Raw genomic sequence first — 13052 nt, forward strand, 5'->3', positions numbered from 1 at the left:
ACCGGGCCATGACCCGCTGGCGCCCCCTCCCCCGCATCCGAGTTCTGGCCATCGGCCTCGCCTGGCGCGGGCGCCAAATGCTGGCGGCTGAGGTGCGCAACGATGCTGGACGGCTGAAGGGCGTGCGCCCGCCCGGCGGCGGCGTGGAGTTTGGCGAAAGCTGGGAAGACGCGCTGCGGCGCGAATGGGCCGAGGAGTTTGGGCTGGAGGTAACGGTGAGCGGCCCGCCGGTGGTGCTGGAGAACATCTACAGCCACGAGGGCGAACCGGGGCATGAGGTGGTCTTTGCCGCGCCCATCACCCTGCCGCCCTGCCCGCTTCTGGAGGCCGAGTCGGCAGAGGTGCGGGAGGACAATGGCCTGCCCTTCACCGTCCGCTGGTTTGACTTCGATGCGCTGGATGGGTCCGGCCCGGCGCTCTATCCAGCGGGGCTGAAGCCGTTGGTTGCGCCGCCCGAGGGGTAGCATGGCGGCCGCGACGGGATTCGAACCCGCAACACCCGGATAGACAATCCGGTGCTCTCCCGTTGAGCTACGCGGCCGCGATCCAGCTGGCAGAGCGTGCGGGAATCGAACCCGCGTTGTCCGTTCGAAAGACGGGTGTCCTGACCACTAGACGAACGCCCCTTGCTGAATGAGAGAGGTTTACCGAGAGGCGCCAGATTTTTCAATTTATTATTTTTTATCAATTACTTAAATCAAAGCGCGGCCGCCCCACCGACAGCAGGTCGATGAGCGGCAACGGAACGCCGGCGTCGTATGGGTGTGGATGAGCAAGGAGACGCGGCAGGGCCGGCCTCCTCGGTATCGTCGGGCTCTTCGAACGGCTGGTCGGGCACAGCTCTGGTCTCCTTTCGTCGGGCATGAAAAAGGGCGGTCACCATGTGGTGCCGCCCGGACGACCGGCCATCGGGGCCGGTGCCATGAGGGTACGCGTCAGCAGTCCACGCGCCCTCCTCGGGCGGTGATCCGGCGATCTCGTTCTGATGCAAACGGGCTCATTGCGCGTCCTTTCAAGACGGTCCTAGCAGGCCGCCCCCGGCCCGATCAAGCGCGGCGCGGCGCCTGCTTCAACCAAGTCGCAAATCTTCACTTTCCTTTTCCGATTCCCTGCGTATGCTCGCCCCCATGACGCAAGAGCGCCACAACCAGCCCCGGGCCATCGCCATCGCCCGCCAGGAGGAAGCCACCCGGCTCCCCCTCGCTGCTGTTGTTGCCCTGCCGCTCGCCGGCCTGCTTCTTCTGCTTACCTGCCTCTGAGCGTGCCTTTCCGGCGCGACCGCTCAGAGGTATAGACGCGCCAGAGCACCCAAGAGCAAAAGTACAGCAAGCCAGAGAGATTTTCCGATGACCGACGCAAACCGCGTATTGATCTTTGACACCACCCTGCGCGATGGCGAGCAATCGCCCGGCGCGACCATGAGCCATGCCGAGAAGCTGGAGATTGCCAGCCTGCTCGACGAGATGGGCGTGGATATCATCGAAGCGGGTTTCCCGATTGCCTCCGAGGGCGATTTTGCCGCCGTCAGCGAGATTGCCCGCGCCGCGCAGAACGCCACGATCTGTGGCCTCGCCCGCGCCAACTTCAAGGATATCGACCGCTGCTGGGAGGCGGTGAAACACGCCAAATCCCCGCGCATTCACACCTTCATCGGCACCTCGCCGCTGCACCGGCAGATCCCGAACCTGACGCAGGACGAGATGGCCGACCGCATCCACGAGACGGTGACCCACGCCCGCAACCTCTGCGACAACGTGCAATGGTCGCCGATGGACGCGACCCGCACCGAGTTCGACTACCTCTGCCGGGTGATCGAGATCGCCATCAAGGCGGGCGCGACCACCATCAACATCCCCGACACCGTCGGTTACACCGCCCCGCGCGAGAGCGCCGAGCTGATCCGGCGGCTGATTGCCGAGATCCCCGGGGCGGGCGATGTGGTGTTTGCCACGCACTGCCACAACGATCTGGGCATGGCGACGGCCAACAGCCTCGCCGCCGTCGAGGCGGGCGCGCGGCAGGTGGAATGCACCATCAACGGCCTCGGCGAGCGCGCGGGCAACACCGCGCTCGAAGAGGTGGTGATGGCGGTGAAGACGCGCCATGACATCATGCCCTTCACCACCGGCGTCGACACCACCAAGATCATGCATATCTCCCGCCGCGTCGCGACCGTCAGCGGCTTCGCGGTGCAGCCCAACAAGGCCATCGTCGGCAAGAACGCTTTTGCCCACGAGTCCGGGATCCATCAGGACGGGATGCTGAAGAACCCCGAGAACTTCGAGATCATGCGCCCCGAAGACGTGGGTCTCAGCGCCACCAATCTGGTGATGGGCAAGCACTCGGGCCGCGCGGCCCTGCGCTCCAAGCTGGCCGAGCTGGGCTACGAGATGGGCGACAACCAGCTGAAAGACGTGTTCGTGCGCTTCAAGGAGCTGGCCGACCGCAAGAAAGAGGTCTTCGACGACGATCTGGTGGCGCTGATGCGCGATGCCAGCACCGATCCGGCGGATGAATACCTGAAGGTGAAGTTCCTTCGCGTGGTCTGCGGCACGCAAGCGCCGCAATCGGCCGATATCACCCTGACCGTGGCGGGCGAGGACCAGCAGGCGACCGCGCAGGGCGACGGCCCGGTGGATGCGGCCTTCAACGCGGTGAAAGCGATCTACCCGCACAACGCCCGGCTGCAGCTCTACCAGGTGCACGCCGTGACCGAAGGCACCGACGCGCAGGCCACGGTGACCGTTCGGATGGAGGAAGACGGCGTGCTGGCCACCGGCGAGGCGGCGGATACCGACACGGTCGTGGCCTCCGCCAAGGCCTACGTTACGGCGCTGAACCGCCTGCGGGTCCGCAAGGAAAAGCTCGGCGGGAAAGATACTCGCGAGGTCAGCTACAAGGATGCGGGCTGAGCCCGGGGCAACGAATTTTCGTGCGAGAATTCGGGGGGCGCGCGGCGTGGAGCCGGGGCGCCCCCATTTCTATCGCTCCAGCAGGAATTCGAGCGCGGGCTTGGCGCGGCCATCGGCGCGGCGCAGCCCGATAGAGCCGAGGTAGGCGGTGAAGCAGGGATCCGTGAGGCCGTAGTATCTGGCCAGTGACACGGCCTCTTCGGGTGCCATGTCGGAAAGCCATGTCAGCGAGACCAGCGCGATCCCCGGGGTGGCAGTGCTTGCGGCCAGAAGGTTGCGCAGAAATGCCGCCTGATCTGCCTCGGTCGCCCTGCAGCCCGCGCTGGGGTAGCCGGTCTCCAGCAGATAGATCGGCAGATCCTGCGCCACGATCTCCAGCTTTGCGAGATCGCCGGCGACAACATCGGGGCCGCGCGCCGCAAAGCCCGCGTCGAGGGGGTAGTAGGTGACCATGAGCGCCGAGCTTTCGGCAAGCACCGGCTGCCAGCGCTCGGCTTGGCGAGTGAGGGCGGCAAACGTAAGCTTAGTGCCCACCGGCACACCGGGCCGCAGCCGCGCCAGTTCGGAGCGCGCGGCCGCGAGAAAGCGGGCGAAGGCGGCGATCTCAGTCGGCGTCTGCAAAGCCCATCGACTTCGTTGCCGATGGCGATGGCGCGCAGGTCTGTATTACCCAGTCGGCCCAGCACCTCGGCAAGGTGCGCGGTGAAGGCCGTTGTTACCCGCGGATCGTCCCATGCAAGCCCCTTCAGATCGGCCCGGCGACGGTCGGTCAGCGTGTCGATCACCGAGAAGGTCAGTGTGAGCGAGAGCCCCTGCTTCGGGTAGACAGTGTTGGCGATGGCCGGCCAGTCAAAGGCGGGCGCATAGCCCGGGCCGTCGGGCTCGAGATCGTCCCAGTAAAGCGAGAGCGAGGTCGCCTGAGCCCCGGCCTCCAGTGCCACGGCCATGGCGGCGCCGAAGTCTTCGCCTGCAGCCTCGGTAATGTCGATTGAGAGCATCGGCTCTGCCCGCAGCGGCATGGCGAGGGCCAGCGAAAGAAGGGCGAAGCGGATCACGGCTCCAACGCCTTCGCGCCGTTGGGGGTGAGCCCGTAAACCCCCTTCTCCACCCGTTCAAACCAGCCGTAATGGTCGTCGGCCATCATCCGTGTGGCCTTTTCCACGCCGGTCGCCTTGGCCACCACCGCGCCCTTGCAGGGGCCGTGTTCGGCGAGGTGGCTCGCGAGCCGGATGCAATCCTGCCGATAGGCGGTGACGATGGCGGAGGAGCGGGCCGCGCCGCCCACGTTGGGGTCGCCCTCGCGGCGGGCGAACTCTCGCAGGAGGCGGCTCTTGCGGGGGGCGGATTTGCGCGGCTGGTAGGGGGCCGGGTCGAGGGCGATCTGGGTGTGGCCGTCCGTGAGGCGGACGTAGATCAGGCCGAGGCCGAGGCGGCGGCAGAGGGTCTTGTGGCTCTTCATCGCGCTCAGCCAGCGGCGGCCCTGCCCGCGCGGAACGGCGAGATAGACGGCATCGGTGAGCGCCTGGCGGGCGATGCCCTGGTGGATCAGCGCCAGCGAAAACGCCAGCTTCAGCTCCACCACCACCGGCTCCGCGCCATCCCGGCACGCCACGAGATCGGCCGCGCCCACCTCGCCCTTCACCTCGTAGCCCTGAGCCTCGAGGAGCGATTTGACCGGCGCGTAGAGATCCTGCTCTTTTGGTTTTGCCTCCGCCATGCCTGCACAGTAGCGCCATCCGGCGCCACTGCGAAGAGGCCCCGCACCGCGATGCAACGTGCTGCTGAGCAGCGCGCCCGGCGGCAACTTGCCGTGAGCGGCCCCTGCCCCCCTTGTCCCGCCTCCCGCCCTGCCCCTATAAGCCGAAAGTTCCGAGGGGGCGGCTGAGTCGTGCCCCGAAGGTGCTTTGGCAGAGGGCAGGGGTAAGGTAGAAATGGCTTTTCTGAGCGGTCTCTTTTCGTCGGACATGGCGATCGACCTCGGCACCGCCAACACGCTCGTCTATGTGAAGGGCCGCGGGGTGATCCTGAACGAGCCCTCCGTGGTGGCCTATCACACCAAGGGCGGGCGCAAGGAGGTGCTGGCCGTGGGCGAGGATGCCAAGCTGATGCTGGGCCGGACGCCCGGCAGCATCGAGGCGATCCGGCCGATGCGCGAGGGGGTGATCGCAGACTTCGACACCGCCGAAGAGATGATCAAGCACTTCATCCGCAAGGTCCACAAGCGCACCACCTTCACCAAACCCAAGATCATCGTCTGCGTGCCCCATGGCGCGACGCCGGTGGAGAAGCGCGCCATTCGCCAGTCGGTGCTGAGCGCGGGCGCACGCCGCGCGGGCCTGATTGCCGAGCCCATCGCAGCGGCCATCGGCGCGGGCATGCCGATCACCGACCCCACCGGCAACATGGTGGTGGATATCGGCGGCGGCACCACCGAGGTGGCCGTCCTCTCGCTGGGCGATATCGTTTATGCGCGCTCGGTGCGCGTGGGCGGCGACCGGATGGATGAGGCGATCGTCAGCTACCTGCGCCGCCAGCACAACATCCTGATCGGTGACAGCACCGCCGAGCGGGTGAAAACTTCGATCGGCACGGCGCGGATGCCCGATGACGGGCGCGGCGCCTCGATGCAGATCCGGGGCCGTGACCTGCTGAACGGGGTGCCGAAGGAAACCGAGATCAACCAGGCACAGGTCTCCGAAGCGCTGAGCGAGCCGGTGCAGCAGATTTGCGAGGCGGTGATGACCGCGCTCGAGGCCACCCCGCCCGATCTGGCCGCCGACATCGTCGACCGGGGCGTGATGCTCACCGGCGGCGGCGCGCTGCTGGGAGAGCTGGACCTCGCCCTGCGCGAGCAGACCGGCCTTGCCATCTCGGTGGCCGACGAGTCACTGAATTGTGTGGCCCTGGGCACCGGCAAGGCGCTGGAATATGAAAAACAGCTCAGGCATGTGATAGACTACGACAGCTGAGGCGGCCGGGGGGCGCCGCCCATGCGGAAAGGCTGCCCGCTTGGCGAAGAGAGACACGAACATCGACTATGTCAGCCCGGTCAGGCGTATCCTGATCGCGGTGCTCGTGGTGCTCTGCCTCGGGCTGTTCCTGCTTTGGCGGATCGACAGCCCGCGTGTCGAGCGGTTTCGCTCCAACCTGATCGACGCGGTGGTGCCCAGTTTCGAGTGGGCGAGTGTGCCCGCCACGAAGGTCGGCAACATGGCCGACAGCTTCCAGAGCTATAACCGGCTTTACGAGCAAAATCAGGAGCTTCGGCGCGAGCTTCAGCAGATGAAGGCCTGGAAAGAGGCCGCCGTTCAGCTGGAGCAGCAGAACGCCAAATTGCTGGCGCTGAACAACCTGCGGCTCGACCCGCGGCTCACCTCGGTTTCCGGCGTTGTCATCGCTGATAGCGGCTCTCCCTTTCGCCAATCCGTGCTGCTGAACGTGGGCCGCCGCGATGGCATCCGCGATGGCTGGGCGGTGATGGATGGCCTTGGCCTCGTGGGGCGGATCGCCGGTGTGGGTGAGCAGACCAGCCGGGTGATCCTGCTGACCGATGCGGCCAGCCGCATCCCCGTGACCGTGCAACCCTCGGGCCAGCACGCGATGCTGGTGGGCGACAACCGCGCCGCCCCGCCGCTTGAGTTCATCGAGGACCGCGACACCGTGCGCCCCGGCGACCGGGTGGTCAGCTCGGGCGATGGCGGGGTGTTTCCGGCGGGGCTGGTGGTGGGCCAACTGGTGGAGGGCCGCGATGGGCGGCTCCGCGTGCGGCTCAGCGCCGATTACGAGCGGCTCGACTTTTTGCGCGTGCTGCGCAGCCACGAGGCCGAGGTGATCGCCGATCCCGGCGGGCTGATCCTGACCCCGGTGCCCGACCCGATCCCTCACCCCGAAGAGCTGAGCCAGGCCGAGGGAGGCACGGATGGTTGATCCGGTCACCACGCGGATCTGGGGCTATCGCGCCGCCTTCGCCGCGCTTTGCGCGCTCTTCGCCTTCTTCCGGCTCTTGCCGCTCGACACCACGGCGGGCGGCCTGCCGGGGCCTGACCTGATGCTGGCGCTGACCTTCGCATGGGTGCTCCGGCGCCCCGCCTTCGTGCCGCCTGCGCTGATCGTGGCTGTCTTCCTGCTCGCGGACCTGATCTTTCACCGCCCGCCGGGCCTGTGGACCCTGCTGGTGCTGCTGGGCTGCGAGTTTCTGCGCGCGCGTCAGGCGCTGTCGCGCGAGCTGCCCTTTCCGCTGGAGTGGGGCATGGCGGCGGTGGTCATGGTCGGGCTGATGGTGGCCAACATGGCATTGCTGGCGCTCTTCATGGTGCCGCGCCCGCCGCTGGGCGTGGCGGTGCTTCAGATCGGCATCACCATCGTCACCTATCCGCTGGTCGTCGCCGCCTCTCACATGCTCTTCGGGCTGCGCAAGGCCGCACCCGGTGAGGTGGATGCGCTGGGGCACCGGCTGTGAGGCGCGCGCCGAAGGATACCGAGGAGAGCGTTCGCAAGATCACGCGGCGCGGCCTCGTGATGGGCGGGCTGATGGGCGGCTTTGCGGCCCTGCTCGCCGGGCGGATGCGCTACATGCAGGTCGATCAGGCCGACGAGTTTCGCCTACTGGCCGAGGAAAACCGGATCAAGTTTTCACTGATCCCGCCGGAGCGCGGGCTGATCTTCGACCGCAATGGCCGGCCGATCGCGGTGAACGAGCAAATCTACCGCGTGGTGATCGTGCCCGAGGATGCGGGCGATCTGGAGAACACGCTGGCCCGGCTGCGCAAGATCATCCCGCTGACCGATGAAGAGGCCGAGAAGGCGCTGGAAGAGATGCGCCGCGCCTCGCCCTTCCTCGAATACACCATCGCCGACCGGCTGAGCTGGGAGCAGCTCTCGGAAGTGGCGGTGAACACCCCGGCCCTGCCCGGCATCTCCCCCGAGGTCGGCCTCTCGCGCCACTACCCGATGCTGGAGGATTTCGCCCATGTCATCGGCTACGTCGGCCGGGTCAGCGACTACGACCTGAGCAAGATCGAAGACCCGGACCCGCTGTTGCGGCTGCCGCAGTTCCAGATCGGCAAGGTGGGTGTTGAATCCAAATGGGAGGAGCCGCTGCGGGGCAAGGCGGGCAACCGGCGCATCGAGGTGAATGCCAGCGGGCGGGTGATGCGCGAGTTGGACCGGCAGCAGGGCATCTCCGGCACCGATTTGCAGCTGACGGTGGACAGCCAGCTCCAGAACTACGTGCAGGCCCGGCTTGGCACCGAGAGCGCGGCGGCGATGGTGATGGATGTCACCAATGGCGACCTGCTGGCCATCGGCTCCGCGCCGTCCTTCGACCCCAATCTCTTCGTCCGCGGCATCTCGGTGGCCGACTACCGCGACCTGACCGAGAATGACCACCGCCCGCTGGCCAACAAGGCGGCGCAGGGCCTCTACCCGCCGGGCTCGACCTTCAAGATGGTCACCGCACTGGCGGCGATGGAAGCGGGCGTAGTGACGGCGGGCGAGACCTTTTACTGCCCGGGCCACAAGGAAGTCTCGGGCCGCCGCTTTCACTGCTGGAAGCGCTCGGGCCACGGCTGGGTGGACCTCGACGGCTCGCTCCAGCAAAGCTGCGACGTGTACTACTACGAGCTGGCGTTGAAGGCGGGGATCGAGAACATCTCGGCCATGGCCAAGAAGCTCGGGATCGGCGTGCGGCACGACATCCCGATGAGCGCCGTGGCCGAAGGGATCGCGCCCACCAAGGCGTGGAAGGCCGAGCGCTATGAGCAGGAATGGGTGGTGGGCGACAGCCTGAACGCCTCGATCGGTCAGGGCTTTGTACTCGCCTCGCCGCTGCAACTTGTCGTCATGGCGGCCCGGCTGGCCAGCGGCACCCAGATCGAGCCACGGCTGGTGAAATCGGTCGATGGCCGCGAGACCCCGGTGAAGGGGCTGGAGCCGCTCGATATCTCTCCGACCGCGCTGCAACAGGTGCGCAAGGGCATGTACAACGTGGTGAACTCCAGCCGTGGCACCGCGCGGAGCAGTCGGATCGTGGCCGAGGGCATGACCATGGCCGGCAAGACCGGCACCAGCCAGGTCCGCTCGGTCGTGGTCCGCAACCAGGATGTGCCGTGGGAGCAGCGGGACCATGCGCTGTTTGTGGCCTTCGCCCCCTATGACAACCCCAAGTATGCCGTTTCGGTCGTCGTCGAACACGGCGGCGGCGGCTCTGCCGTGGCTGCGCCCATCGCGCGGGACGTGATGCTTCAGGCGCTCTATGGCGGGCTGCCCCCGATGGAGGCCTATCCCAGCTCGTCGCGCTGGGAGGTGGAGCAGATCCGCAAGGATCTGAAGCTGCGCGAAGATTTGCGGCAGGACGCGAGTGACAGGGCATGAGCGCGGCATGAGCTATCTCGAGTACAACCGCGAGACGGTGCCGACCGGCCTGAGCAAGGTGCTCTACGTCAACTGGGCGCTGGTGGTCCTGCTGCTCGCCGTCTGCTCGGTAGGCTTTCTGATGCTGTTCTCGGTGGCGGGCGGCTCGCTCAGCCCCTGGGCCGAGCCGCAGATGAAGCGCTTTGCCCTCGGGCTGGTGATGATGTTCATCGTGGCGATGGTGCCGATCTACTTCTGGCGCAACATGGCGCTGCTGGCCTATCTCGGCTCGCTGCTGCTACTCGTTTTCGTGGAGCTCTTCGGCGATGTCGGCATGGGCGCGCAGCGCTGGATCGACCTCGGTTTCATGCGGCTGCAGCCCTCGGAGGTGGCCAAGATCACCCTCGTGATGCTGCTGGCCGCCTATTACGACTGGCTCGACGTGGGCAAGACCTCGCGCCCGCTGTGGGTGATCCTGCCGGTGATCATCATCCTCGTGCCCACCGCGCTGGTGTTGAAACAGCCCGACCTCGGCACCGCGCTCCTGCTGGTGGTCGGCGGGGCGATGGTGATGTTTTGCGCAGGCGTCCACTGGCTCTACTTCGGCGCGGTGATCGCCAGCGGGGCCGGGCTGGTGACGGCGGTTGTGGCCTCACGCGGAACCACGTGGCAGCTTTTGAAAGACTATCAGTATCGCCGGATCGACACCTTCCTCGATCCGGAGTCAGACCCGCTGGGCGCGGGCTATCACATCACCCAATCAAAGATCGCCCTCGGCTCGGGCGGATGGACGGGGCGCGGGCTGATGGAGGGCACACAGTCGCGCCTGAACTTTCTGCCTGAGAAGCACACCGACTTCATCTTCACCACGCTGGCCGAGGAGTTCGGCTTTGTCGGGGGCGTCTCTCTGCTGGTGCTCTACGTGCTGATCCTCGCCTTCTGCATCGTCTCGGCCCTGAAAAACCGCGACCGCTTTAGCTCGCTGCTGATCCTCGGGATCGCAGGCACCTTCTTTTTGTTCTTCGCGGTGAACATGAGCATGGTGATGGGCCTCGCACCGGTGGTGGGCGTGCCACTGCCGCTGGTGAGCTACGGCGGCTCGGCGATGATCGTGCTGCTCGGGGCCTTCGGGCTGGTGCAGAGCGCACATATCCACCGACCACGCGGACGGCGGTAGCTCTTCGCCGGCTGCGCCGCCGCATTGCATGTGTTGGCCTCGGCGGACGGGGCGGATAGGGTCCGCCACATGACCCTGAACATCCTCTTCTCCGCCCGCCCGAACTTCTGGAAGAAATATGAAGCCCCCCTGCCCCGTGCCCTCGCCGAGGCCGGGATTGACGCGCGGGTGTTTCAGCCCGGCGAGGTGGCGGCGGAGGACGTGGACTACATCGTTTTTGCCCCAAACGGGCCGGTTGAGGATTTTGCGCCCTTCGTCAAAGCCAAGGCCGCGCTGAGCCTCTGGGCCGGGGTGGAGAGTGTCGTCGGCAACGAGACGCTGCAAATGCCGCTGGCGCGGATGGTCGACACCTCGTTGACGGAGGGCATGGTGGAATGGGTCACGGGCCAAGTGCTGCGGCACCATCTCGGACTCGACCGGCATATCGTGAACCCCGAAAACGACTGGAAGTTCGTCATCCCGCCGCTGGCGCGCGACCGGGTGGTGACGGTGCTCGGGCTGGGCGCCTTGGGCATGGCCTGCGCCGAGGCGCTGGTGGCCCTGAATTTCAGGGTCAGGGGCTGGTCGCGGAGTGCGAAGGAGGTTGCCGGGGTTGAGAGTTTCTCGGGCGAGGACGGGCTGCTGGCGGCGGTCGAGGGGGCCGAGATCGTGGTGCTGCTGCTGCCCGACACGCCTGCGACGGAGAATGTGATGGATGCGCGCGCCTTCGCGGCGATGCCGGAGGGCGGTTTTGTGATCAACCCCGGGCGGGGGCCGCTGGTCGACGACGCGGCCTTGCTCGCGGCGCTGGACTCCGGGCAGCTTGCCCATGCCACGCTCGACGTGTTCCGGCAGGAGCCGCTGCCGGAGGGGCATGCCTTCTGGGCACATCCCAAGGTGACGGTCACCGCCCATACCGCCTCGGAAACCCGGCCGTGGAGTGCAAGCCAAGCGGTGGCTGCGAATATCCTGCGGGCTGAAGCAGGCGAGGCGCTTGTGGGACTGGTAGATCGCGGTGCGGGCTACTGAACCGCCAGAAGAGATTTGAGGCCCCTGGCGGGGATATTTGCAGGACCAATGAGGAGCGGAGTGGCGCCTAGTCGGGCTGTTCGGCCTCCAGCGTGAGCGGGGCGACGGGGGCTTCGAGATCGGCGGTGGTGAGCGGTTCGGTTGGGCGGGCAAGGCGATTGCGGGTGCACCACAGCAGCCGCTCCTCGGCGCGGGTGATGGCCACATAGGCAAGGCGCTTCCAGAGCGGCTGGCCTGCCTCCTCACGGCCCATCCGTGCGGCGACGAAGAGATCGGGGGCGAAGACCTGCACGGTGGGCCATTGCGAGCCTTGGGCCTTGTGGATCGTCACCGCCGCGCCATGCAGGAAGGTGGCACCCATGCGGGCGGCGTAGGGGATGAAGGGCTCTTCCTCATCGGGCAGTTCGATTTTCACGATCGAGGCGGCAGAAACCTGCGGCTGCTCGGCGCCGATGACGTGGAGCTTGGAGAAGCCCGGCTTCTTGCCCGGCCCGAGGTAGACCACCTGCGCGCCCTTGATCAGCCCCCGCGCCTCAAGGTCGAGCCGCTTCTTGCGGTGCTTCATCGGCAGTTCGATGCCGTCGCAGATCAGCGGCTCGCCAGGCAGCAGGGCGTCAGGCGGGGCGTGGTAGGCGGCGCGGAAGGCGTGGATGAGCCGGATGCGGGTGTTGTTGCGCCAGACCAGGACCGGCGAGCGGGCCATGAGCGCGGCCTCGACCCGCTCCGAGACCACCACCCGATCATCGGCGCGGGCCTTTTCTTCGACCATGCGCTCGAAGCTCTGGAAGTTGAGCTCCGGGTCGGCCAGCGCGTGGGCGAGGTCGAGGATCGGGTTGTCATCGGCCTGCCGGTGGATGCGGTGCAGCTCCAGCTTGCGGGGGGCGGGCAGCTTGTCGAACACCATGTTGCCGGACTGTTTGACCGGCGCTAGCTGGGCCGGGTCGCCGAAAAGGACGAGGGCCTGAAATATCTCGCGCAGGTCTTCGAACTGGTCGTCGGAGAGCATGGAGGACTCGTCGATGAAGCCGATATCCAGCGGCTCTTCGCGGCGCTTCCAGCCAGTGATGAAATCGCTGCCGCGCAGCCCGGCGGAGGCCAGCGCGGCGGGCACGGATTTGGTGGCCTCGAAGACCGAGAACGCGCGGTCGAGCGCGGCCTCGGTGATGCCTTCGGGCGGCTCTGGGCGGTCGCCCTGCCCGGCCAGCCATTCGGCGATGCGCTCGTACTCGGGGTCGTAAACCGGGGTGTAAAGAATGCGGTGGATCGTGGTTGCCGCAACGCCGCGATTGCGGAGCACGGAGGCGGCCTTGTTGGTGGGGGCGAGGATGGCCAGCGTGCGGCGGTCCTTGCGCGGCTTGCCCTCCCAATCACCCGAGATCACCTCGACCCCGGCCTCGGCCAGCGCATCGGCCAGTCGGGCCAGAAGCAGGGTCTTGCCCGAGCCGGCCTTGCCCATGACGGCGGTGACGGAGCCCTTGCCCTCGGTCATCGGCGTCGTCGTCTCGTTGTCCAGATCGACGCCGTGCTTTTGCAGCACTTCGGAGAGCGTGTCCCAGGCCTGGGCCTGGTCATCGGAGAAGGTCAGTGCGGGGAGGCTCATGGGG

12 protein-coding genes and 2 tRNA genes are annotated in these 13052 nt (G+C 66.9%); 9 read left to right on the forward strand and 5 right to left on the reverse strand.

The genetic code is table 11. The features are described from left to right. Positions 1 to 8 precede the first annotated feature (8 nt). A complete protein-coding gene (locus KUV38_RS11400) occupies positions 9 to 464 on the forward strand; it encodes an NUDIX hydrolase (RefSeq protein ID WP_222470160.1) in 456 nt (151 codons plus the stop codon). Positions 465 to 466: 2 nt separating this feature from the next. Here the strand turns inward: KUV38_RS11400 and KUV38_RS11405 are convergent. Next, a tRNA-Asp gene (locus KUV38_RS11405) sits at positions 467 to 541 on the reverse strand. A gap of 10 nt (positions 542 to 551) precedes the next feature. Beyond that, a tRNA-Glu gene (locus tag KUV38_RS11410) sits at positions 552 to 626 on the reverse strand. A gap of 501 nt (positions 627 to 1127) precedes the next feature. Between KUV38_RS11410 and KUV38_RS20920 the strand changes: the two genes are divergently transcribed. Together KUV38_RS20920 and KUV38_RS11415 are read left to right on the forward strand one after the other, a co-directional pair. Further along, positions 1128 to 1259, forward strand: a complete 132-nt coding sequence (locus KUV38_RS20920) for a hypothetical protein (RefSeq protein ID WP_261384527.1) — start codon at positions 1128 to 1130, stop codon at positions 1257 to 1259. 87 nt (positions 1260 to 1346) lie between these two features. Further along, positions 1347 to 2912, forward strand: coding sequence for a 2-isopropylmalate synthase (locus tag KUV38_RS11415; protein WP_222470161.1), 1566 nt, complete (start codon positions 1347 to 1349; stop codon positions 2910 to 2912). A 69-nt stretch (positions 2913 to 2981) separates the two neighbouring features. On the opposite strand, the gene KUV38_RS11420 is transcribed toward KUV38_RS11415, so the two are convergent. Next, entirely contained in the window at positions 2982 to 3533 is a 552-nt protein-coding gene (locus KUV38_RS11420) for a hypothetical protein (protein WP_222470162.1), read from the reverse strand. Between the two features lie 430 nt (positions 3534 to 3963). Continuing rightward, entirely contained in the window at positions 3964 to 4629 is a 666-nt protein-coding gene (locus KUV38_RS11425) for a DUF2161 domain-containing phosphodiesterase (protein WP_222470163.1), read from the reverse strand. A 214-nt stretch (positions 4630 to 4843) separates the two neighbouring features. Between KUV38_RS11425 and KUV38_RS11430 the strand changes: the two genes are divergently transcribed. The 6 genes from KUV38_RS11430 (at position 4844) to KUV38_RS11455 (ending at position 11448) form a co-directional block, all read left to right on the forward strand. After that, positions 4844 to 5881 carry a rod shape-determining protein gene (locus KUV38_RS11430; protein ID WP_222470164.1) on the forward strand — a complete coding sequence of 346 codons (1038 nt, stop codon included), beginning with the start codon at positions 4844 to 4846 and terminating at the stop codon, positions 5879 to 5881. Between the two features lie 40 nt (positions 5882 to 5921). Beyond that, on the forward strand, positions 5922 to 6839 hold the full coding sequence (gene mreC / locus KUV38_RS11435; RefSeq protein WP_222470165.1) for a rod shape-determining protein MreC: 918 nt from the start codon (positions 5922 to 5924) through the stop codon (positions 6837 to 6839). Beyond that, the gene (locus KUV38_RS11440) at positions 6832 to 7371 is read left to right on the forward strand and encodes a rod shape-determining protein MreD (protein ID WP_222470166.1); all 540 of its coding nucleotides are present in this window, start codon (positions 6832 to 6834) and stop codon (positions 7369 to 7371) included. Before mreC ends, KUV38_RS11440 begins: the two co-directional genes overlap by 8 nt. Then, a complete protein-coding gene (gene mrdA / locus KUV38_RS11445; protein ID WP_222470167.1) occupies positions 7368 to 9284 on the forward strand; it encodes a penicillin-binding protein 2 in 1917 nt (638 codons plus the stop codon). The genes KUV38_RS11440 and mrdA overlap by 4 nt, the downstream gene beginning before the upstream one ends. A 7-nt stretch (positions 9285 to 9291) precedes the next feature. Next, positions 9292 to 10440 (forward strand): rod shape-determining protein RodA, encoded by a 1149-nt coding sequence (gene rodA, locus KUV38_RS11450; RefSeq protein ID WP_222470168.1) that lies wholly within the window; start codon positions 9292 to 9294, stop codon positions 10438 to 10440. 69 nt (positions 10441 to 10509) lie between these two features. Then, on the forward strand, positions 10510 to 11448 hold the full coding sequence (locus KUV38_RS11455; protein ID WP_222470169.1) for a 2-hydroxyacid dehydrogenase: 939 nt from the start codon (positions 10510 to 10512) through the stop codon (positions 11446 to 11448). A gap of 67 nt (positions 11449 to 11515) precedes the next feature. Here KUV38_RS11455 and KUV38_RS11460 read toward each other — a convergent pair whose 3' ends face one another. Further along, positions 11516 to 13048, reverse strand: a complete 1533-nt coding sequence (locus KUV38_RS11460; RefSeq protein WP_222470170.1) for an AAA family ATPase — start codon at positions 13046 to 13048, stop codon at positions 11516 to 11518. Between the last annotated feature and the right edge of the window lie 4 nt (positions 13049 to 13052).

The organism is Vannielia litorea (assembly GCF_019801175.1).
GTDB lineage: Bacteria > Pseudomonadota > Alphaproteobacteria > Rhodobacterales > Rhodobacteraceae > Vannielia > Vannielia litorea_B.

What these genes read in the sequence shown, in the direction of transcription:
- KUV38_RS11400 (WP_222470160.1), top strand. Translation starts at nt 9, where the DNA reads ATGACCCGCTGGCGCCCCCTCCCCCGCATCCGAGTTCTGGCCATCGGC.
- KUV38_RS20920 (WP_261384527.1), top strand. Translation starts at nt 1,128, where the DNA reads ATGACGCAAGAGCGCCACAACCAGCCCCGGGCCATCGCCATCGCCCGC.
- KUV38_RS11415 (WP_222470161.1), top strand. Translation starts at nt 1,347, where the DNA reads ATGACCGACGCAAACCGCGTATTGATCTTTGACACCACCCTGCGCGAT.
- KUV38_RS11425 (WP_222470163.1), bottom strand. Translation starts at nt 4,629, where the DNA reads ATGGCGGAGGCAAAACCAAAAGAGCAGGATCTCTACGCGCCGGTCAAA.
- KUV38_RS11430 (WP_222470164.1), top strand. Translation starts at nt 4,844, where the DNA reads ATGGCTTTTCTGAGCGGTCTCTTTTCGTCGGACATGGCGATCGACCTC.
- KUV38_RS11440 (WP_222470166.1), top strand. Translation starts at nt 6,832, where the DNA reads ATGGTTGATCCGGTCACCACGCGGATCTGGGGCTATCGCGCCGCCTTC.
- rodA (WP_222470168.1), top strand. Translation starts at nt 9,292, where the DNA reads ATGAGCTATCTCGAGTACAACCGCGAGACGGTGCCGACCGGCCTGAGC.
- KUV38_RS11455 (WP_222470169.1), top strand. Translation starts at nt 10,510, where the DNA reads ATGACCCTGAACATCCTCTTCTCCGCCCGCCCGAACTTCTGGAAGAAA.
- KUV38_RS11460 (WP_222470170.1), bottom strand. Translation starts at nt 13,048, where the DNA reads ATGAGCCTCCCCGCACTGACCTTCTCCGATGACCAGGCCCAGGCCTGG.